This is a genomic window from Vibrio sp. Y10_XG_PY6, assembly GCF_024181795.1.
GTDB lineage: Bacteria > Pseudomonadota > Gammaproteobacteria > Enterobacterales > Vibrionaceae > Vibrio > Vibrio diabolicus.
The window spans coordinates 65,032-85,996 of record NZ_JAMZAQ010000002.1 but is presented as its reverse complement, the minus strand read 5'-3'; the positions used below and the strand labels follow the sequence as shown (position 1 = coordinate 85,996).

The 20,965-nt window shown below is 45.7% G+C and carries 17 protein-coding genes; 1 reads left to right on the top strand and 16 read right to left on the bottom strand.

What is annotated here, in order from left to right; all coding sequences use genetic code 11:
- Positions 1-199: 199 nt before the first annotated feature.
- The 4 genes from alaS to pncC all read right to left on the bottom strand — a co-directional run bounded on the left by alaS (position 200) and on the right by pncC (position 5,247).
- The gene (gene alaS / locus NL644_RS08735) at positions 200-2,782 is read right to left on the bottom strand and encodes an alanine--tRNA ligase (protein ID WP_253658319.1); all 2,583 of its coding nucleotides are present in this window, start codon (positions 2,780-2,782) and stop codon (positions 200-202) included.
- A 142-nt stretch (positions 2,783-2,924) separates the two neighbouring features.
- Positions 2,925-3,392, bottom strand: coding sequence for a recombination regulator RecX (gene recX / locus NL644_RS08730; RefSeq protein WP_048625980.1), 468 nt, complete (start codon positions 3,390-3,392; stop codon positions 2,925-2,927).
- 128 nt (positions 3,393-3,520) lie between these two features.
- A complete protein-coding gene (gene recA, locus NL644_RS08725) occupies positions 3,521-4,564 on the bottom strand; it encodes a recombinase RecA (RefSeq protein ID WP_114323629.1) in 1,044 nt (347 codons plus the stop codon).
- 200 nt (positions 4,565-4,764) lie between these two features.
- Positions 4,765-5,247 (bottom strand): nicotinamide-nucleotide amidase, encoded by a 483-nt coding sequence (gene pncC / locus NL644_RS08720; RefSeq protein WP_046875089.1) that lies wholly within the window; start codon positions 5,245-5,247, stop codon positions 4,765-4,767.
- A gap of 84 nt (positions 5,248-5,331) precedes the next feature.
- On the opposite strand from pncC, the gene mutS reads away from it, so the two are divergent.
- Positions 5,332-7,893, top strand: a complete 2,562-nt coding sequence (gene mutS, locus NL644_RS08715) for a DNA mismatch repair protein MutS (RefSeq protein ID WP_006743294.1) — start codon at positions 5,332-5,334, stop codon at positions 7,891-7,893.
- A gap of 82 nt (positions 7,894-7,975) precedes the next feature.
- On the opposite strand, the gene rpoS is transcribed toward mutS, so the two are convergent.
- The 12 genes from rpoS to relA form a co-directional block, all read right to left on the bottom strand.
- A complete protein-coding gene (rpoS, locus tag NL644_RS08710; RefSeq protein ID WP_005393877.1) occupies positions 7,976-8,962 on the bottom strand; it encodes an RNA polymerase sigma factor RpoS in 987 nt (328 codons plus the stop codon).
- An 80-nt stretch (positions 8,963-9,042) separates the two neighbouring features.
- Entirely contained in the window at positions 9,043-9,966 is a 924-nt protein-coding gene (locus tag NL644_RS08705; RefSeq protein WP_114323632.1) for a peptidoglycan DD-metalloendopeptidase family protein, read from the bottom strand.
- A 13-nt stretch (positions 9,967-9,979) separates the two neighbouring features.
- Positions 9,980-10,606, bottom strand: a complete 627-nt coding sequence (locus NL644_RS08700) for a protein-L-isoaspartate(D-aspartate) O-methyltransferase (protein ID WP_074191789.1) — start codon at positions 10,604-10,606, stop codon at positions 9,980-9,982.
- A complete protein-coding gene (gene surE, locus NL644_RS08695) occupies positions 10,606-11,382 on the bottom strand; it encodes a 5'/3'-nucleotidase SurE (protein WP_114323633.1) in 777 nt (258 codons plus the stop codon). The genes NL644_RS08700 and surE overlap by 1 nt, the downstream gene beginning before the upstream one ends.
- The gene (gene truD / locus NL644_RS08690) at positions 11,382-12,425 is read right to left on the bottom strand and encodes a tRNA pseudouridine(13) synthase TruD (protein WP_253658318.1); all 1,044 of its coding nucleotides are present in this window, start codon (positions 12,423-12,425) and stop codon (positions 11,382-11,384) included. Before truD ends, surE begins: the two co-directional genes overlap by 1 nt.
- A gap of 46 nt (positions 12,426-12,471) precedes the next feature.
- Entirely contained in the window at positions 12,472-12,948 is a 477-nt protein-coding gene (ispF, locus tag NL644_RS08685) for a 2-C-methyl-D-erythritol 2,4-cyclodiphosphate synthase (protein ID WP_114323635.1), read from the bottom strand.
- A 17-nt stretch (positions 12,949-12,965) separates the two neighbouring features.
- A complete protein-coding gene (gene ispD, locus NL644_RS08680) occupies positions 12,966-13,670 on the bottom strand; it encodes a 2-C-methyl-D-erythritol 4-phosphate cytidylyltransferase (protein ID WP_065646112.1) in 705 nt (234 codons plus the stop codon).
- 1 nt (position 13,671) lies between these two features.
- Entirely contained in the window at positions 13,672-13,953 is a 282-nt protein-coding gene (gene ftsB, locus NL644_RS08675) for a cell division protein FtsB (protein ID WP_005380907.1), read from the bottom strand.
- 465 nt (positions 13,954-14,418) lie between these two features.
- Positions 14,419-15,720 (bottom strand): phosphopyruvate hydratase, encoded by a 1,302-nt coding sequence (gene eno, locus NL644_RS08670; RefSeq protein ID WP_005383785.1) that lies wholly within the window; start codon positions 15,718-15,720, stop codon positions 14,419-14,421.
- A gap of 78 nt (positions 15,721-15,798) precedes the next feature.
- Positions 15,799-17,439 carry a CTP synthase gene (locus NL644_RS08665; protein ID WP_005393892.1) on the bottom strand — a complete coding sequence of 547 codons (1,641 nt, stop codon included), beginning with the start codon at positions 17,437-17,439 and terminating at the stop codon, positions 15,799-15,801.
- A gap of 212 nt (positions 17,440-17,651) precedes the next feature.
- A complete protein-coding gene (mazG, locus tag NL644_RS08660; RefSeq protein ID WP_114323636.1) occupies positions 17,652-18,449 on the bottom strand; it encodes a nucleoside triphosphate pyrophosphohydrolase in 798 nt (265 codons plus the stop codon).
- 209 nt (positions 18,450-18,658) lie between these two features.
- The gene (gene relA, locus NL644_RS08655) at positions 18,659-20,878 is read right to left on the bottom strand and encodes a GTP diphosphokinase (protein ID WP_005393896.1); all 2,220 of its coding nucleotides are present in this window, start codon (positions 20,876-20,878) and stop codon (positions 18,659-18,661) included.
- Positions 20,879-20,965: the final 87 nt, after the last annotated feature.

Below are 20,965 nucleotides of genomic sequence, written 5' to 3'. Positions count from 1 at the left end.
TCCCAAGACCGAAGTCTCTTTAGAACTGCTTACATCTTAAATATTTCCTTTGAGAAAAATTATATAAGCAGTAGTTACAACAAAAACCAAGCAGCTTAAATGACTCGGTTAACTTTTGGTCAATTAAACCACTTGGTTGCTAAAAAAATTACGCTCAATCAAAGAAACTTGATTGAGCGTAATTTTATTAGTTAAGAGCTTATAAACGCTCTTCTAGCCAAGGCTGAACTGTTTTGATTGCCTCTGGTAGTGCTGAAACATCAGTACCACCGGCTTGAGCCATGTCTGGACGACCACCGCCCTTACCACCGACTTGCTCTGCAACCATTTTAACCAGATCACCTGCTTTTACTTTACCAGTGAGATCTTTAGTCACACCAGCAATCAAGCCAACCTTGTCACCCGTTACGTTTGCAAGCAGTACAACACCAGAACCCATTTGATTCTTGATGTCATCAACCATGGTACGTAGGTTCTTGCTATCAGCACCTTCAAGAGCCGCAACTAGAACTTTTGTGCCATTTACTTCAACCGCTTTGCCCATGATGTTAGCGCTTTCTGCGGCCGCCATCTTATCTTTTAGCTTCTGCACTTCTTTTTCTAGTGCTTTGGCTTTTTGAGCCGATTCCGCCAGTTTTTCTTCGTACTTCGCGTTTTGAGCTTCAATAGCGTCTAATGCCGCCTCGCCTGTTACCGCTTCAATACGACGAATACCGGCTGCAATACCGCTTTCTGATGTGATTTTGAATAGACCAATATCACCCGTGCTTGATGCGTGAATACCACCACAAAGCTCAGTAGAGAAATCGCCCATAGATAGCACGCGAACTTCGTCATCGTACTTCTCACCAAACAGTGCCATTGCGCCTTTCTTCTTAGCAGACTCAATATCCATCACGTTGGTTTCAATCGTGTGGTTACGACGGATTTGCGCGTTAACTAGGCGCTCAACTTCTTTCAACTCTGCTGCGGTTACGGCTTCTAGATGCGAGAAGTCGAAACGTAGGTTGTCTGCCTTCACCAATGAGCCTTTCTGCGTTACGTGCTCACCTAAAACTTGGCGTAGTGCTGCGTGTAGCAAGTGCGTTGCTGAGTGGTTTAGAGAGATAGCTGCGCGACGCTCTGCGTCAACGATAGTTGCTACTTCGTCGCCTTTCGCTAGAACGCCTTCTGCCATTACACCGTGGTGTGCAATTGCGTTACCTAGTTTTTGAGTGTCCTCAACGCGGAATACACCAGATTCAGTACGGATTTCACCCGCGTCACCACACTGACCGCCTGACTCTGCGTAGAATGGCGTTTCACCAAGCACGATGATGGCTTTGTCGCCTGCAGATAGTGAGTCTACTTCGTTGCCTTCAACAAACATCGCAGCGACTGAACTAGAACCTTTAGTACCTGTGTAACCACAGAATTCTGTTTGCGTATCAACTTTGATTGCTGCGTTATAATCTGTACCGAATTGACCAGCTTCACGCGCACGTTGACGCTGCTCTTCCATCGCTTTTTCGAAACCCTCTTCGTCGATCGCGAACTCACGCTCACGTGCAACGTCGTTAGTGAGGTCTGCTGGGAAGCCGTAAGTATCGTAAAGCTTGAATACCGTTTCGCCGTCTAGCACTTTGCCATCTAGGTTATCTAATGCTTCGTTAAGAATTACCATACCGCGCTCAAGTGTACGACCGAAGTTTTCTTCTTCGATACGCAGCACTTTTTCAACCACTGCTTGTTGACGCTTCAGCTCTTCGCCAGCTGTACCCATCACTTCTGCTAATACGCCAACAAGCTTATAGAAGAATGCACCTTGTGCACCTAGCTTGTTACCATGACGTACGGCACGACGAATGATACGACGTAGTACGTAACCACGACCTTCATTTGAAGGCATCACACCATCAACAATCAAGAATGAACATGAACGGATGTGGTCAGCAATAACGCGTAGCGATTGGTTCGATAGATCTTCATAACCAATGACTTCAGCCGCTGCTTTGATAAGAGTTTGGAATACATCGATTTCGTAGTTTGAGTGAACGCCTTGCATGATTGCAGAGATACGCTCGATACCCATACCAGTATCTACCGATGGTTTTGGTAGCGGTTCCATAGTACCGTCTGCGTGACGGTTGAACTGCATGAATACGTTGTTCCAGATCTCGATGAAACGGTCACCGTCTTCTTCAGGCGTGCCAGGACGACCACCCCAGATATGTTCACCGTGATCGTAGAAGATTTCAGTACATGGACCACAAGGACCAGTGTCGCCCATTTGCCAGAAGTTATCAGACTCGTAAGGCTTGCCACCATCTTTGTCACCAATGCGCACGATACGATCAGCAGGCACGCCAACTTTTTTGTTCCAGATGTCGAATGCTTCGTCATCGGTTTCGTAAACGGTTACCAATAGACGATCCGCAGGCAGTTTAAGAACTTCGGTTAGGAATTCCCAAGCAAATGAAATCGCATCTTCTTTGAAATAGTCGCCAAAGCTGAAGTTGCCTAGCATTTCAAAGAATGTGTGGTGACGAGCGGTAAAGCCAACATTTTCCAGGTCGTTGTGTTTACCACCAGCACGTACACAACGTTGAGCCGTAGTCGCTCGAGTATAGGCTCGTTTTTCTAAGCCTAAGAAACAATCTTTAAATTGGTTCATACCTGCGTTTGTGAACAGCAGGGTTGGGTCGTTATGTGGAACTAACGATGAACTTTCTACGATTTGGTGTCCTTTGCTTTCAAAGAACTTGAGGAACGCGTTACGAACCTCGTCAGTGCTCATGTACATGCAGCTCTTCCTGAAAATAGTCGAGTTAGAATTTTGCCGTATTGTAGATCATGCAAACAGCTGAGACTAGTTTTCTTGAGGAAAAGAGGGAGTAGAAGAAAAAATTTGAAGCAAAACAAAAATCAGCGCAATTGGATCAACGCTAATCTTGGTCTTCAAAGGCAAGCGCATAGCTAATTTGGTCGAAACTGTAGCCTCGGTATTGTAGAAAACGGACTTGTTTTGCGTATTCTTTTTGGTCCTTGGCTTTGACGCCTTTGAATTTCTTTTCTGCCGCCTGCTTAGCAAGTTCAAACCAGTCTTGTGGTTCTTCAGCCATGGCTTGCTCAATCACCGATTCCGCAACACGTTTCTGGTTTAACTCTTGGCGAATTCGACGCTCGCCATGTCCTTTGTATACATGCTGCCTAATTTGGCTCTTCGCATAACGTAAATCATCTAAATAGTTGTGGTCTAAGCAAAAATTAATCGCGATTTCGATGTCTGATGCTTCATAGCCTTTCATCGACAGTTTTTGGTACAGCTCATACTGACCATGATCGCGACGGCTAAGCAGTTGGATAGCCGCCTCTTTGCTCGATAATGTTGGTGCCTGGCGCTTTTGGTACATGGTGATCCTAAAGGTATTTTTGCTGTACAGACTCTCAATGGCCTTTGTGATGACTCGATTTTTGATGTCAATAGATACAACAAAGCCCCGCATTGCAGGGCTTTATCACTTTTTAATCTGTGAAGGGATTAAAACTCTTCAGCTTGCTCAGGCGCTTCGCCTGCTTCAGGAGCTTCCGTAAGGGCTGGCGCTAACAACATTTCACGTAATTTAGTATCGATAGTTTTAGCTACTTCAGGATGCTCACGTAGGTAGTTGCACGCGTTCGCTTTACCTTGACCAATCTTATCGCCTTGGTAGCTGTACCAAGCACCAGCCTTTTCAACCAGTTTGTGCTTCACGCCTAGATCTACTAGTTCACCTTCGCGGTTAAAGCCTTGGCCGTACATGATTTGCGTATTGGCTTCTTTAAACGGTGCAGCAATCTTGTTCTTAACCACTTTGATGCGCGTTTCGTTACCAACGACTTCGTCACCTTCTTTGATTGCGCCAGTACGACGAATATCAAGACGAACAGAAGCGTAGAATTTAAGTGCGTTACCACCCGTGGTCGTTTCTGGGTTACCGAACATCACACCAATCTTCATACGGATTTGGTTGATGAAGATACACATACAGTTAGACTGTTTTAGGTTACCTGTTAGCTTACGCATCGCTTGAGAAAGCATACGTGCTTGTAGACCCATGTGGCTGTCGCCCATTTCGCCTTCAATTTCTGCTTTTGGTGTTAGCGCCGCAACTGAGTCAACAACCATTACGTCGATAGCGCCAGAGCGAGCTAGTGCATCACAAATCTCTAGTGCTTGCTCACCAGTGTCTGGCTGAGAAACCAAGAGCGCATCGATATCAACACCAAGTTTCTTCGCGTAGACAGGATCCAGAGCGTGCTCTGCATCGATAAACGCACAAGTTTTACCTTCACGTTGCGCAGCAGCGATAAGCTCAAGCGTTAGTGTTGTTTTACCTGAAGATTCTGGACCGTAGACTTCTACGATACGACCCATTGGCAGACCACCTGCACCCAAAGCGATATCAAGAGAAAGAGAGCCTGTTGAGATGGTTTCTACGTCCATTGCTCGGTTATCACCAAGGCGCATGATAGAGCCTTTACCGAATTGCTTTTCAATTTGACCTAGCGCAGCGGCGAGCGCTTTCTGTTTGTTCTCGTCCATTACTTTCTCCGATTTATTCATCTTCTTTGGGCGACGAATAGTAATTCATTTTTCTTAAGCAGCTAACCTGCTCAGCAATGAAAGTTATTATACTGTTGATTCATACAGTGTCTATACCTGTATAGAAAAAATTTAGTTCACTGCTTCTAAGGATTTGCTCTAGCCCTTATCAATTCTGGGCTAAGACGGTGTAAGAAATTCTAAATTAAATGTTGATGCAATCGAGTCAATGCATGCATCACCGCTTGTTGACGAACTTCCGCCCTGTCACCAGAAAAATGCATGGTCTCAACAAAGAGCCAGTCGTGCTTATCCGCAAAAGCAAAGCAGACGGTTCCAACCGGCTTTTCATCAGTGCCTCCCCCCGGTCCAGCAACACCACTGATGGAAACCCCAATAGTGGCATTCGAGTGTTGAAGCGCACCTTGCACCATTTCAAGCACAACAGGCTCACTCACGGCACCATGTTCCTCTAAGGTTTCCACTCTCACACCCAGCATTTCCATTTTGGCTTCGTTGCTGTAAGTGACAAAAGCTCTATCTAACCAACCTGAGCTGCCTGCAATATCAGTAATAGCGGTCGCAACACCGCCACCCGTGCACGATTCTGCCGTCGTTAAAACATGACCATGCTTTGCCAATAATGCGCCTAAATCTGCGCTCAATTTTGTTGTTTTTTCCATAGCCAAAATGCCCTTTGTCTCTTTTTACTTGATAGGGATTCACGTATCCTAAGCCGCTACGGAAATAAACAAAAGAACTTACCTGTGAAAGCTGAACAAAAACACACTCCGATGATGCAGCAATACCTCAAGCTAAAAGCTGAGAACCCTGAGATTTTGCTGTTCTACCGCATGGGCGATTTCTACGAACTCTTTTACGATGATGCAAAGCGAGCGTCCCAACTGCTTGATATTTCGCTAACTAAGCGCGGTTCGTCAGCTGGAGAGCCTATTCCTATGGCGGGAGTGCCATTTCACGCAGTAGAAGGCTATCTAGCAAAACTTGTTCAGCTTGGTGAATCAGTCGCAATCTGCGAACAAATTGGCGATCCAGCCACCAGCAAAGGTCCGGTAGAACGTAAAGTTGTACGTATCGTGACACCAGGTACTGTGACGGATGAAGCACTGCTTTCTGAGCGTGTCGATAACTTAATCGCAGCCATTTACCATCACAACGGTAAGTTCGGTTATGCGACGCTGGATGTCACTTCTGGTCGCTTCCAACTGACAGAACCAGAAACCGAAGAAGCGATGACAGCCGAGCTTCAGCGTACCGCACCACGTGAGCTACTATTCCCAGAAGATTTTGAACCTGTACATTTAATGGCAAGCCGCAACGGTAACCGTCGTCGCCCAGTATGGGAATTTGAGCTTGATACGGCTAAGCAACAACTCAATCAACAGTTTGGCACCAAAGATCTGGTTGGTTTTGGCGTAGAACATGCGTCCTTAGGGTTATGTGCTGCTGGTTGTTTGATCCAGTATGTGAAAGATACACAACGTACGGCTTTACCTCATATTCGCTCTTTAACGTTTGATCATCAGGACCAATCCGTCATCCTTGATGCCGCTACCCGACGCAACCTGGAAATTACTCAAAATCTAGCAGGCGGAACCGATAACACGCTCGCTGCGGTACTCGACCATTGTGCGACGCCGATGGGCAGCCGAATGCTGAAGCGTTGGTTACATCAGCCTATGCGTTGCATTGAAACGTTAAACAATCGTCTTGATGCGATTGGTGAGATTAAAGAACAAGCGCTGTTTGCCGATCTTCAACCAACGTTAAAACAAATTGGTGATATTGAACGTATCTTAGCACGCCTTGCACTGCGCTCTGCTCGCCCTCGCGATATGGCTAGACTTCGCAATGCCATGCAGCAGCTACCAGAGCTAGAATCTGTAACCGCTTCTTTGACCCATCCATATCTAGCAAAACTGGCGCAATACGCAGCTCCGATTGACGAAGTATGTGATCTGTTAGAGCGTGCAATTAAAGAAAATCCGCCAGTTGTTATTCGTGATGGTGGTGTGATCGCTGAAGGCTATAATGCCGAGCTCGATGAATGGCGCAAATTAGCAGACGGTGCAACAGAATACCTTGAGCAGCTTGAGCGAGATGAGCGTGAACGACACGGCATCGATACGCTTAAAGTCGGCTACAACAACGTACATGGCTTCTTTATTCAAGTGAGCCGTGGCCAGAGCCATTTGGTTCCACCGCACTATGTACGTCGCCAAACACTAAAAAATGCCGAACGCTATATCATCCCAGAGCTTAAAGAGCACGAAGACAAAGTACTTAACTCGAAATCGAAAGCGCTGGCACTTGAAAAGCAGCTGTGGGAAGAACTGTTTGATCTATTGATGCCAAATCTGGAGAAGCTGCAGAATTTAGCTTCTGCTCTGTCTCAACTCGATGTACTACAAAACCTAGCAGAGCGTGCAGATTCGTTGGATTACTGCCGACCAACGCTTGTGAAAGACGCTGGCATTCACATTCAAGCGGGTCGTCACCCAGTCGTAGAGCAAGTAACAACAGAACCGTTCATCGCGAACCCAATAGAGCTTAACCCAGCACGTAAAATGTTAATCATCACCGGTCCAAACATGGGTGGTAAATCCACTTACATGCGTCAAACTGCGCTGATTGCATTGATGGCACATATCGGCTCTTATGTACCTGCAGAATCTGCACAAATTGGTTCTTTAGATCGTATATTTACTCGTATTGGAGCGTCAGATGATCTTGCATCTGGTCGTTCGACCTTCATGGTAGAAATGACGGAAACCGCTAATATTCTGCACAATGCAACTAAAAACAGTTTAGTGCTAATGGATGAAATCGGTCGCGGTACCAGTACTTACGATGGCCTATCTTTAGCTTGGGCAAGTGCGGAATGGCTCGCAACACAAATTGGTGCGATGACACTATTTGCAACTCACTACTTCGAATTGACAGAGTTGCCAAACCAACTGCCAAACTTAGCGAACGTTCACTTGGATGCCGTAGAACATGGTGACAGCATTGCCTTTATGCACGCAGTTCAAGAAGGTGCGGCAAGTAAGTCTTACGGCCTAGCTGTTGCGGGCTTAGCCGGCGTACCCAAAACGGTCATCAAAAATGCGCGTAACAAACTATCTCAGCTAGAGCAACTAGGGCAAAACAGTGACGCACCACGTCCAAGTGCAGTAGATGTGGCTAACCAATTGAGTCTAATTCCAGAACCTAGCGAGATCGAACAAGCCTTATCTGGTATTGATCCTGATGATTTGACTCCACGCCAAGCACTTGAAGAGTTGTATCGTTTGAAGAAGATGCTTTAAATCGATTCACTTAAGCGAGCACAAAAGAAAAAAGGCTATGGATAACCATAGCCTTTTGCATATCTACTGAAGTACGGATTATTTAATCATCTTCGACGTTAAATAAGTTTTCCATATTCAAACCTTGCTTGATTAAAACCTCACGAAGACGACGTAAACCTTCTACTTGGATTTGACGTACACGCTCACGTGTCAAACCAATCTCTCGACCAACTTCTTCAAGCGTCGAAGGCTCATAGCCTAGAAGACCAAAACGTCGTGCAAGTACTTCTTTTTGTTTTGGATTCAACTCTTCTAACCAATGAATCAGCGATGATTTGATATCGTCATCTTGAGTCGAGACTTCTGGATCGGAGTTGTTTGCGTCGGGAATAATATCCAACAGCGCTTTTTCACCGTCACCACCGATTGGCGTGTCGACAGAACTGATACGCTCATTGAGACGTAGCATTTTGCTTACATCTTCGACTGGAATATCTAACTGAGCAGCAATTTCTTCTGCGGTAGGTTCGTGATCGAGCTTCTGAGAAAGTTCACGCGCAGTACGCAGATAAATGTTTAGCTCTTTCACGACATGAATAGGTAGACGGATCGTACGAGTTTGGTTCATCAACGCACGTTCGATCGTTTGTCGGATCCACCAGGTCGCATAAGTAGAGAAGCGGAAACCACGCTCTGGATCGAACTTCTCGACCGCACGGATCAAACCAAGGTTACCTTCTTCAATCAGATCGAGTAGTGCTAGGCCGCGATTACTATATCGACGAGAGATCTTGACCACCAAACGTAGGTTACTTTCGATCATACGTTTACGTGCCGCTTCGTCGCCACGCAGAGCTCGTCGAGCATAAAGCACTTCTTCTTCGGCAGTAAGTAGAGGTGAGAAGCCAATTTCACCTAGATACAACTGAGTTGCGTCTAAGCTTTTACTGCTCGCGTCAAATTCTTCACGCGCAGCCGTTTTGCTTTCTGTGGATGATGATTTTTCGAGTTCGTTATCAATGGTCTTCACTGACGCATTGTCAAATGCAAACTCTTCAACTTTGGTTACTGTGTTGCTGATACTCATAACGCCTCCCCCTGGCGAGTTAGCAAGACATGACAACTCAATATGTCGCTAAATGATGTCGCAAGTTGTTTTTCAAAGTTTTAAGGCAAATAGCGTTTTGGATTCACCGATTTACCTTGATAGCGAATTTCAAAGTGTAGCTTGACTGATTTTGCACCTGAACTACCCATGGTGGCGATTTTCTGTCCGCTTTTTACACTTTGTCCTTCTGATACCAGCAGTTTGTCATTATGTGCATAGGCGCTTAAATAATTGTCGTTATGCTTTACTATAATTAAGTTGCCATAACCTCGTAGCGCATTGCCTGAATAAACAACGGTGCCGGCTGCGGTTGAAACGATAGGTTGACCACGCTGTCCTGCGATGTCGATACCTTTATTTCCCTGTTCTCCCGCCGAAAAGTTCTTGATTACTCTCCCTTTTGTTGGCCACAACCACTTAGAAACTTTATCACTCTTCGCCGTGGTAACTGGCGCTTTTTGCTTCACTTTTTGGTTATCTTTTGAACCAACATACTCCTTTGTTTTCGATTGTTCAACCTTCTTTGGAGGCTGTTTTTGTACGACTTTAGGCTTAGTCTCTGTAGGTTTTTGACTAGAGTTTTTACTTGAATTTTTCGGTTTAGAGGCTGTTGATGTTTTCGTCACTGGGGCTGGTGGCGTCGTAACAACAGGAACCACAACGGGTTCAACTTTTTGGCCATATTTAGGGGCGACATATTTCGGAGCCCAAAGTTTTAGCCTCTGTCCAGGGTAGATGGTGTAAGGCTGAGTTAACTCATTGTAACGGACAAGATCATTTACATCTTTATCTGTGACATAAGCTATGAAGTAAAGTGTATCGCCTTTTTTTACCTCATAATAACTCCCTCTGTAACTTCCTCTTTCAAGGCTTGAATAGTCTTTCTTTAAGCTAGAGACAGGTGCAGGAGAATGCGCTGCACAACCAACTAGTCCTGCAGCAAACACAAAGCTAATACCAATATGACGTAATAACTTACTCACCTATCCCTAACCCTTAAGCTAAATCACCCGCAACCAGAGGTACAAATCGAACCATTTCCACAACAGTAGAGAGATATTCATCTCCCTTACGTTCAATTTTTAGTAACTGTTGCTCCGTGTCTCCAACAGGAATCACCATCTTACCGCCATCTTTTAATTGTGCGAGAAGTGCTTGGGGGATCACTTCTGCAGCTGCGGTAACAATGATGGCATCGAAAGGACCACGAGCTTCCCAGCCTTGCCACCCATCAGCATGCTTGGTTGAAACATTGTAGATATCCAATTGTTTCAGACGGCGTTTTGCTTCCCATTGCAACGATTTAATTCGCTCAACGGAGTATACATGGTCAACAATTTTCGCCAGTACTGCGGTTTGATAACCGGAACCCGTTCCGATTTCCAGTACGTGACTCGTTGGCTCTAGTTCGAGTAACTCGGTCATACGAGCAACAATATAAGGTTGAGAAATAGTTTGTCCCTGACCAATCGGTAACGCATTGTTATCGTAGGCTTGGTGCATCATCGCTTGAGAGACAAAGCTTTCTCGTGGTAAGCGTTGGATAGCATCCAGAACTCTTTGGTCTTTGATGCCACTGGAGATAAGAAACGCTATCAACCTGTCAGCATGTGGGTTACTCATTACTTCTCTTCCTTTAACCAACTATCCATTGCACGCAGCGACTCATGAGCAGTGAGATCAACTTGTAGAGGCGTCATTGAAACTCGACCATGTTCAATCGCATAAAAGTCGGTGCCCTCCCCCGCATCTTGCTCTTTTCCTGGAGGCCCTAGCCAATAAATATCATGACCTCTCGGATCTTTCTGCTTAATCATATTCTCTGCGTGATGACGCGCACCTAAACGCGTGACTTCGATTTCGCCCAGGTTTTCTGCTGGTAAGTCAGGCACGTTTACGTTCAATAACCGATTCGTTGGAATCGGAGACGCTAAATGCTGTTGCACAATTTGACGTGCAATTTTTGCGGCAGATTCGAAATGACGCTTACCCACCAGCGAAAAAGCAACTGACTGAACACCAAGGAAATGCCCTTCCATTGCTGCTGCTACCGTTCCTGAGTAAAGAACATCATCACCCAAATTTGCACCATGGTTGATGCCTGATAAAACAAGATCGGGCAAATCATCTTTCATCAGCTCATTCAGCGCGAAATGTACACAATCTGTAGGCGTGCCTTGCACTGAATAGATACTTGGGGCAATTTCAGTTACACGCAATGGTTGCTCTAGTGTCAGTGAATTCGAAGCACCTGAACGATTTCGGTCGGGTGCGACAATGGTCACTTCAGCGATATCTCGCAACTCATCAGCAAGTGCATGAATCCCTTGCGCATGTACGCCATCGTCGTTGCTGATTAAGACTCTTAGGGGCTTCGCGTTTAGTGAATCCTGTTCCATTAGTATTCTCTTTCTACTTCAACCTCATTAACTAACTCACGAACGATAGAGGTTGCAAAAGATCCCGCATCCAATGAGAAAGTCAGCGTAATGTTGTTACCTTCAACCGTCCAAGCTAAATCTTTTGGCTTCAGCGCAATATCGCGACGGTCGTGGCGCATGCGATTACCACGAATCAGCGCCATGAGATCAGGCTCTTCATCTAAGAACGGTTGTTCTAAAGTAAGCGCATCCGCTTGAGTTGGAAGCGCATTATCGCCAGCAAGCGCAGCGGTAATTGCCACTTCACCAGCAGCAAATTGTGCTTGTAGATCTGCGATATTGCTTGCATCAATCAACTGAGTGCCAGAACTTGTCTGTGCAATATCACCATCGATAAATTTATCAAACACACCACTTTCTAGACGAGCAGAAACGATACGGTTGAAGATCCACGAACGCGCCGCTGATAAATACATGCTGCGCTTATTTTGATTACGGGTACGAACGTTTTCGCGTCCCCATCGACGTGCTTCTTCAAGGTTGTTGCCATCATTGCCAAAACGCTGACTACCAAAGTAGTTTGGCACACCAACTTGTTTCACTTTTTCAAGGCGTTGCTCTACATCTTCAACGTCAGTCACTTCAGACAAAGTGACAACAAACTCGTTCCCTATTAAGTCTCCAGGACGCAGTTTTTTGTTGTGTCGATCAGTCGCTACGATTTCAATACTCGGATATTGAGCTAGGAATGCCGAGAAGTCCGGCGTTTCCCCTTTCGGTAAATGGACACTCAGCCACTGTTCCGTCACGGCATGGCGGTCTTTAAGGCCTGCCCAGCTAACGTCTTTCGACTTTACTCCACAAGCTTTCGCCAACTCATTCGCAACAAAACTGGTATTTTCTCCAGTTTTTCGAATACGCACCATTAGGTGCTCGCCTTCGCCCGTAAAGGCAAAACCTAAATCCTCACGAACCTGAAAATGTTCTGGTTGCGCTTTGATTTTTGCCGATGCAACAGGCTTACCCGTTAGATAAGCCAATGAAGATAAAATATCTGACATGATGTTTTTCCGCTGTTTACACAGCATTAAGGAGCAAGTTGGTTAATTATTGCTTGAACAGAAGCACCACGGCTTCCGTTGCAATGCCTTCTTTGCGTCCAGTAAAACCGAGACGCTCTGTCGTCGTCGCTTTTACGTTAATGTTACTAATATCGGTTTCTAGGTCTTCCGCAATCGCCACACACATCGCGTCAATATGAGGTGCCATCTTAGGTGCTTGTGCCATGATGGTGACATCGGCATTACCAAGGCGGTAGCCTTGCTCTTTGACACGACGATAAACGTCTTTCAACAATTCGCGGCTATCTGCGCCTTTCCATTTGTCATCCGTGTCTGGGAAGTGACGACCAATATCACCCGCAGCAATCGCGCCAAGCAGCGCATCAGTCAAAGCATGAAGAGCAACATCACCATCTGAGTGGGCTACTAAGCCCTGCTCGTAAGGGATAGCAACACCACCGATAATGACCGGGCCTTCACCACCAAATTTATGCACGTCAAAACCGTGACCAATTCGAATCATTTTTTATCCTTTCTTTTTTAGCCGCGCTCACGGCTCAGATAAAACTCGGCTAACGCGAGATCTTCTGGCTGAGTAATTTTTATGTTGTTCGCATTACCCTGGACTAAAGCAGGCGTTTCGCCCAACCACTCTAAAGCCGATGCTTCATCCGTGATGGCTACGCCTTGTTCTAATGCGTCAGCCAGTGCTCGAGTTAGTTGTTGAGTTTTAAACATTTGTGGAGTTAATGCATGCCACAATGCTTCTCTCTCTACCGTATGACCGATATCTTGTGCTGCATTTGCTCGCTTCATTGTGTCTCTCACTGGAGATGCGAGGATGCCACCCGTTGGGTGAGCGCAGCAAACATCAATCAAACGGTCAATGTCGGATGTTAATACACATGGCCTTGCAGCGTCGTGGACCAATACCCACTCGCTTTCCAGATGTTCATTGACATAGTTTAGCCCTGAAAGTACGGAATCAGCGCGCTCTTTGCCACCCGCGACTTGAATTACATCGGGATGGTTCGCGATGGTTAACTCAGGAAAATAAGGGTCACCTTCGGTAATGGCGACAACCACTTTCGAAATTCGTGGGTGCGACAGCAACTTTTCTACAGTGTGTTCCAGCACCGCTTTTCCGTCGATCAATAAATATTGCTTAGGGCGGTCAGCCTTCATTCGACTACCGACACCGGCAGCAGGAACAATTGCGACATGCGATGAGTTCACATCCAACATTTTAATGATTTTCCTCACCTATAATGCGGTAGAAAGTCTCGCCATCTTTAACTAAACCAAGCTCATGACGCGCACGTTCTTCAATCGCATCAAGACCTTGCCTTAAGTCATCAATCTCAGCAAACATTTCATTATTGCGAGCTTGTAGCTTGCTGTTCACTTGTTGCTGAACTTCAATTTCATCTTTTACTGTGTAGTAGTCAGACACTCCGTTTTTACCAAACCATAGAGTGTATTGAAGCAAGCCAAACAGTAGCGTAAGGGCTATAACAAAGATTCGCATATCGCTGCTAACATTCTGTACCGGAAGGAATTAGATAAGGTGACATATATAGCATAAATGCGAGGTTGCCTCTAGGGGAGAAAGGGAGACTCACACGCTCCTTACAAGAAATAAGCAGCAAAATGAAACAAAGACATATGAAGCTATTCTTAGCACTCACCAAAGTAAAACCAAGAAATACAAGCCTATAGATACAAAAACACCCCGCAAAATCAGGGTATTTCAAAGCTTCAATCTAAGCGGTTAATCCAATGAAGAACTAAGCTTGAACTTCTTTAAGACCGCTTCTTTGAAACATGGAGGAGCGTGCTCATCTAGAGCTTCCTCGATGCAGATAAATGGGTTGCTTTCTTTAGGTATGACAAGCAACACGGCCAGAACGGCTCATCGCTCTTAAATAAAAAACGCCCCACCGAAGTGGAGCGTTTCTAGAAAGCTATTTAGCTAAACTTATTCAATTAAGAATTAAGCTTGACCTTTAACTTCTTTAAGACCGTTGAAAGGAGCGCGCTCACCTAGAGCTTCCTCGATACGGATTAGTTGGTTGTACTTAGCAACACGGTCAGAACGGCTCATAGAACCAGTTTTGATTTGACCTGCAGCAGTACCTACCGCTAGGTCAGCGATAGTTGCATCTTCAGTTTCGCCAGAACGGTGAGAGATTACTGCTGTGTAACCTGCGTCTTTAGCCATCTTGATTGCAGCTAGAGTCTCAGTTAGAGAACCGATTTGGTTGAACTTGATAAGGATAGAGTTAGCTACGCCTTTCTCGATACCTTCAGCAAGGATCTTAGTGTTAGTAACGAATAGGTCGTCACCTACTAGTTGAAGTTTGTCACCTAGTAGTTCAGTTTGGTGCTTGAAGCCATCCCAGTCAGACTCGTCTAGACCGTCTTCGATAGAAACGATTGGGAATTGGTTAGCTAGCTCAGCTAGGTAGTGGTTGAACTCTTCAGAAGTGAAAGTTTTACCTTCGCCTTTCATGTTGTAGATGCCAGCTTCTTTGTCGAAGAACTCAGATGCTGCACAGTCCATAGCTAGAGTAACGTCTTTACCTAGTTCGTAACCAGCAGCTGCAACAGCTTCTGCGATAACTTCTAGAGCTTCAGCGTTAGATTTAAGGTTAGGAGCGAAACCACCTTCGTCACCAACTGCAGTGCTGTAGCCTTTAGACTTAAGAACTTTAGCTAGGTTGTGGAATACTTCAGCACCGATACGTAGACCTTCTTTAAGAGTCTTAGCGCCAACTGGTTGGATCATGAACTCTTGGATGTCAACGTTGTTGTCTGCGTGCTCACCACCGTTGATGATGTTCATCATTGGTAGAGGCATAGAGAACTGACCAGCTGTACCGTTTAGTTCAGCGATGTGCTCGTATAGAGGCATGCCTTTAGCTGCAGCAGCAGCTTTAGCGTTTGCTAGAGAAACAGCTAGGATAGCGTTAGCACCGAATTTAGATTTGTTTTCAGTGCCGTCTAGTTCGATCATTACTGCGTCGATTGCAGCTTGGTCTTTAGCGTCTTTGCCAACTAGAGCTTCAGCGATTGGGCCGTTTACAGCTTCAACTGCTTTAAGAACACCTTTACCTAGGAAACGTGCTTTGTCACCGTCACGTAGCTCAAGAGCTTCGCGAGAACCAGTAGATGCGCCAGATGGAGCTGCCGCCATACCTACGAAACCGCCTTCTAGGTGTACTTCAGCTTCTACAGTTGGGTTACCACGTGAGTCGATGATTTCACGACCTAGAACTTTAACGATCTTAGACATTAATGTTTCCTCTCGTTTCAAATATAAATGTCAATTTTAAAGGGCAGCAGCACAACCTTCGCCGCCGCCCGTATCCTTTTACTTCTCGAATTCGCCGCGTGCGTTTTGGCCCGCAGCCTTAACGAAACCTGCAAACAATGGGTGGCCATCGCGAGGAGTCGATGTGAATTCTGGGTGGAACTGAGCCGCTACAAACCATGGGTGAGCTGGGTTCTCAATCATTTCCACTAACTTCTTGTCCGCTGATAGGCCAGAAACTTTCAGACCTGCTTTTTCGATTTGCGGACGAAGCACATTATTCACTTCGTAACGGTGACGGTGACGTTCATGGATCGTCGCGCTACCGTAAAGTTCACGAGCTTTCGTCCCTTTCTCTAGGTGACATAGCTGTGAACCAAGACGCATCGTACCACCTAGGTCAGACTTTTCAGTACGCTCTTCTACGTTACCTGACTCGTCTACCCACTCTGTGATCAAACCTACCACAGGGTACTTAGTCTCTTTGTTAAATTCTGTTGAATGTGCACCTTCCATACCCGCAACGTTACGCGCGTATTCAATTAGTGCAACTTGCATACCCAAACAAATACCTAGGTAAGGCACATTGTTTTCACGTGCATATTGAGCCGCACGGATCTTGCCTTCAATACCACGATCGCCGAAGCCACCTGGAACTAGGATCGCGTCTAAGCCTTCTAGCAGCTCAACGCCTTTTGTTTCGATATCTTGTGAGTCTACATACTTAATTGTGACACTTAGACGGTTTTTCAAGCCAGCGTGTTTAAGCGCTTCGTTCACAGACTTGTATGCATCTGGCAATTCAGTGTATTTACCAACCATACCGATGGTTACTTCACCAGTAGGATTTGCTTCTTCGTAAATAACCTGTTCCCACTCAGAAAGATCAGCTTCAGGAGCTGTGATGCCAAAGCGAGCACACACAAGATCATCTAGACCTTGAGACTTGATCAATTGAGGAATCTTGTAGATAGAATCTACGTCCTTCATTGAAATTACTGCTTTTTCTGGAACATTACAGAATAGTGCGATTTTCTTACGTTCATTCGCTGGAATAACGCGGTCGCTACGGCAAACCAGGATATCTGGCTGAATACCGATAGATAGAAGTTCTTTTACAGAGTGTTGAGTTGGCTTAGTTTTCACTTCGCCCGCTGCCGCTAGGTAAGGAACAAGTGTTAGGTGCATGAACATTGCGCGCTCACGGCCTAGTTCAACGGCTAGCTGACGAATCGCTTCCATAAATGGTAGTGATTCGATATCACCAACGGTACCGCCAACTTCAACGATAGCCACATCATGGCCTTCAGAGCCAGCAATTACACGGTCTTTGATCGCGTTAGTGATGTGAGGGATAACTTGAATAGTTGCGCCTAGGTAGTCACCACGACGTTCTTTACGAAGTACGTCGGCATAAACACGACCTGCAGTGAAGTTGTTACGCTTGGTCATCTTGGTACGGATGAAACGCTCGTAGTGACCAAGGTCAAGGTCAGTCTCTGCGCCATCTTCTGTAACGAACACTTCACCGTGCTGAGTAGGGCTCATTGTGCCCGGGTCAACGTTGATGTAAGGGTCAAGCTTCATCATAGTCACTTTAAGACCACGAGCTTCTAGAATAGCCGCAAGAGATGCTGCTGCAATACCTTTACCTAGAGAGGATACAACCCCGCCAGTAACAAAAATGTAATTTGTCGTCATGTTTAACCTGAAATTGGTTGAATGAGGGAAATGGAGTGCTTCTGGACGGGAGATAAATATACCAGAAGCTCCTTACCGCCACAACGTGAAATCTATCACACCGTAATTTTTTATTTTTTGCTTCAAATCAAAGTGAGCAAAGACAAACCAAAGTCCGTTTTCGTGTTAAGAGGCAAACTGGCCTCATATTGTATATTCCGCTTATTTCCCCCCTATCTCGACTCTTCTCGCTTTACTTCATCCCAGAAATCGTCGAGCTCTGATAAAGAACAATCTGTAAGCGCTTTGCCTGACTGCTGGACCTTTACTTCAACTTGCTTAAAACGTCTCGCAAACTTTAAGTTTGCTTTACCTAGTGCGACTTCTGGATTTTTATCAAGATGGCGTGCCAAATTGACGGTCGCAAATAGCAAATCACCAAGTTCCAACTCCACTTTTTCTTCATCAGGCTGGACTTGTAGCGCTTCTTCCATGACTTCATCAATTTCTTCTCGCACCTTATCGACGACCGGGCCAAGAGAGTCCCAGTCAAATCCATATTTCGCACATTTTTTCTGTATCTTTGTAGCACGAGAAAGTGCCGGCAAAGAGTTTGGTATTGAGTCTAGGATACTTTCTTCCGCTTTGCCTACCTGCGCTTTTTCTTTTGCTTTTTCGGCTTCCCAGTTGGCGTTGATTTCCTCGTCCGATTCAAACTCAACATCTGAAAAAACATGCGGATGACGGCGAGTCAGTTTTTCATTCACAGTTTCGACAACATCCGAAAATTCGAACAGCTCTTGCTCTTTCGCTAGCTGGCTGTAAAAAATCACCTGAAACAACAAATCCCCTAGCTCTTCTTTTAGATTCGGCCAATCTCGATTTTGAATCGCGTCCACCACTTCGTAGGTTTCTTCTATTGTATGCGGAACGATGGTGTCAAAGGTTTGTTTTAAGTCCCAAGGGCAACCGTTTTCTGGGTCACGCAACTTCGCCATGATTTGTTCTAATTGTTCAATTGGATGACTCATTTTTTGTTCCTTTAAACCTTTCTACTAAAGAAAAAGGTGAGCAGCCAAAACCACTCACCTTCTACATTATATTTTCTCAGCAGCTTTCACTAAGTAATTGTTACTTTGACAAGGCAACAAGTTTTCGCGACTCCTGAGCATAGCTCGCCTATGTGATGGAGCAAGAAAACGCAGTTAACGCAGTAAAAGTGACAAGTACGACGTGAAAGTTAGCCGAGGCGTTTCACCGTCATCACATCCTTAATCTGCTCAACACGCTTCGAAACACGAGAAAGCACCTCAATATTGGTGACTTCTAGGTCAAAGTCCATGATGGCAAGTTGACGTCTGTAATCGACTCGGTTCTTCATACTGGTCACTTTGATCTTTTCGTTGGCGAACAGTGTCGTAATGTCTTTGAGTAGACCACCTCGCTCCATCGCTTCAACACGGACGGTGAGGATGTATGACCCGACGAAGCCGCTGCCCCAGACAGTATCAATGATACGCTCTGGCGCATGATGGCGCAGTTCTTCTAACTGCTCACAGTCACTGCGGTGTACTGAAATCCCGCGCCCTTGCGTTATGTAACCACAGATATCATCACCTGGAATCGGCTGACAGCAACGCGCTAGGTGCGTCATTAGGTTATCAACGCCTTCTACAACGACGGCGTCTTTTTTCGGTCGGCTTTGCGCTGGTGATTTGTGCTCTGCTTCTTGCAGTTTTTCCAGTGCTTGCTGGTCTTCTTCTTCTGCCGTTGGCTTGTTAACGAGCGCATTAATATGGTTAATGATTTGGTTGATACGCAAATCACCGCTACCAACACCAACGTAAAGCTCATCTGGTGTTTTGACGTTAAACCGTTTGAGAGCGTAATGCTCAGCATCTTTTAACGTTGCGCCAATTTTTGCTAACTCATGTTCAAGAATTTCACGACCCGCTTCGAGGTTCTTCTCACGGCTTTGCTTTCGGAACCAGGCGTTAATTTTGGCACGCGCGCGGCCAGAATGAACGAAGCCTAATGATGGGTTTAACCAGTCTCGCGATGGGTTAGGCTCTTTCTGAGTGATAATCTCAACCTGATCACCCATATGTAGTTTATGAGTAAACGGTACTATGCGGCCTCCGACTTTGGCGCCAATACAACGGTGTCCCACTTCGGAGTGAATGTGATAGGCAAAATCTAGCGGCGTTGCCCCCATTGGCAAATCGACAACATCACCACGTGGTGTAAAGGCATAAACACGGTCATCAAAGACTTGGCTACGTAGCTCATCAAGCATTTCGCCAGAATCTGACATTTCTTCTTGCCAATCCAGTAGCTTACGCAGCCACGTGATCTTCTCATCATAACCGCTTCGGCTGCTTGCCCCTTCTTTATATTTCCAGTGCGCGGCAACACCCAGCTCCGACTCTTCATGCATTTGCTTGGTACGAATCTGGATCTCGATGGTTTTGCCTTCTGGCCCTAGAATTACGGTGTGGATCGATTGATAACCGTTTGGTTTAGGGTTAGCAACGTAGTCATCAAACTCGCTCGGTAGGTGCTTGTATTTGGTGTGAACTACACCCAAAGCCGCGTAACAGTCTTGCAGTTTGTCTGCGATGATACGTACTGCTCGAACATCAAACAGCTCATCGAATGCCAAACTCTTCTTCTGCATTTTTCGCCAAATGCTGTAGATGTGCTTAGGTCGACCACTCACTTCGGCGTTAATACCTGACACTTCCATTTCGTGCGTGAGGTCTTCAACAAAGTCTTTGATGTACTGTTCACGAACGATGCGTCGCTCAGAAAGCTGCTTGGCAATTTGTTTGTAAGTTTCCGGCTGTTGGTAGCGGAAAGCGTAATCTTCAATTTCCCATTTCAGCTGACCGATGCCTAATCGGTTTGCTAGCGGCGCATAGATGTTGGCACACTCTTTTGCCGCCGCACGTCGAACCTCATCAGGCGCTTTTTTAACTTCAATAAGATTACAAATTCGTTCCGCGAGCTTGATAACCACGCAGCGGAAGTCATCCACCATGGCAAGCAGCATACGGCGTACGTTATCTACCTGAGATGACGCTGCACTGCCTTCCATGTTGACATTGAGTTGGCCAATAGCCGCCATCTCTTCAACGCCATCAATTAATTTTATGATTTCTTTGCTGTATTTCTCTTCCAGAATTTCTCTGTTAAAAGCACCACTTGAAACCAAAGGAAACAGTTGTGCAGCCACTAAGGTGGCCTGATCCATAGACAAGGTGATCAAAATTTCGATCATTTCTCGTCCACGCCACAACAACAGTTCCGCTTGCTCGTTATCGGCTAATACCGTCTGGCAATCTCGATATACTTCGATTAAGCGTGAGGCTGTGTTTTTCTCTTGTCCTAGGCTAGCCACCCAGTTTTCGAGTTCAAACTGTTCATCTTGGTTTAAATGCGCGCTTCTTACCGCAACCATCTCATCATCCTAATTATTATATTCGTGTGGTTTGACTAACACCGTCCAGGTTAGTTCTTTTACCTGCGCGTAAACGCTGGCTTTATG

Excerpts from the sequence above, each read along its gene's own strand:
- ispF (WP_114323635.1), bottom strand. The coding sequence starts at position 12,948 with ATGATTCGAATTGGTCACGGTTTTGACGTGCATAAATTTGGTGGTGAA.
- recX (WP_048625980.1), bottom strand. The coding sequence starts at position 3,392 with ATGTACCAAAAGCGCCAGGCACCAACATTATCGAGCAAAGAGGCGGCT.
- ftsB (WP_005380907.1), bottom strand. The coding sequence starts at position 13,953 with ATGCGAATCTTTGTTATAGCCCTTACGCTACTGTTTGGCTTGCTTCAA.
- mazG (WP_114323636.1), bottom strand. The coding sequence starts at position 18,449 with ATGAGTCATCCAATTGAACAATTAGAACAAATCATGGCGAAGTTGCGT.
- relA (WP_005393896.1), bottom strand. The coding sequence starts at position 20,878 with ATGGTTGCGGTAAGAAGCGCGCATTTAAACCAAGATGAACAGTTTGAA.
- pncC (WP_046875089.1), bottom strand. The coding sequence starts at position 5,247 with ATGGAAAAAACAACAAAATTGAGCGCAGATTTAGGCGCATTATTGGCA.
- eno (WP_005383785.1), bottom strand. The coding sequence starts at position 15,720 with ATGTCTAAGATCGTTAAAGTTCTAGGTCGTGAAATCATCGACTCACGT.
- NL644_RS08665 (WP_005393892.1), bottom strand. The coding sequence starts at position 17,439 with ATGACGACAAATTACATTTTTGTTACTGGCGGGGTTGTATCCTCTCTA.
- rpoS (WP_005393877.1), bottom strand. The coding sequence starts at position 8,962 with ATGAGTATCAGCAACACAGTAACCAAAGTTGAAGAGTTTGCATTTGAC.
- truD (WP_253658318.1), bottom strand. The coding sequence starts at position 12,425 with ATGTCAGATATTTTATCTTCATTGGCTTATCTAACGGGTAAGCCTGTT.
- recA (WP_114323629.1), bottom strand. The coding sequence starts at position 4,564 with ATGGACGAGAACAAACAGAAAGCGCTCGCCGCTGCGCTAGGTCAAATT.
- surE (WP_114323633.1), bottom strand. The coding sequence starts at position 11,382 with ATGGAACAGGATTCACTAAACGCGAAGCCCCTAAGAGTCTTAATCAGC.
- alaS (WP_253658319.1), bottom strand. The coding sequence starts at position 2,782 with ATGTACATGAGCACTGACGAGGTTCGTAACGCGTTCCTCAAGTTCTTT.
- NL644_RS08700 (WP_074191789.1), bottom strand. The coding sequence starts at position 10,606 with ATGAGTAACCCACATGCTGACAGGTTGATAGCGTTTCTTATCTCCAGT.
- ispD (WP_065646112.1), bottom strand. The coding sequence starts at position 13,670 with ATGTTGGATGTGAACTCATCGCATGTCGCAATTGTTCCTGCTGCCGGT.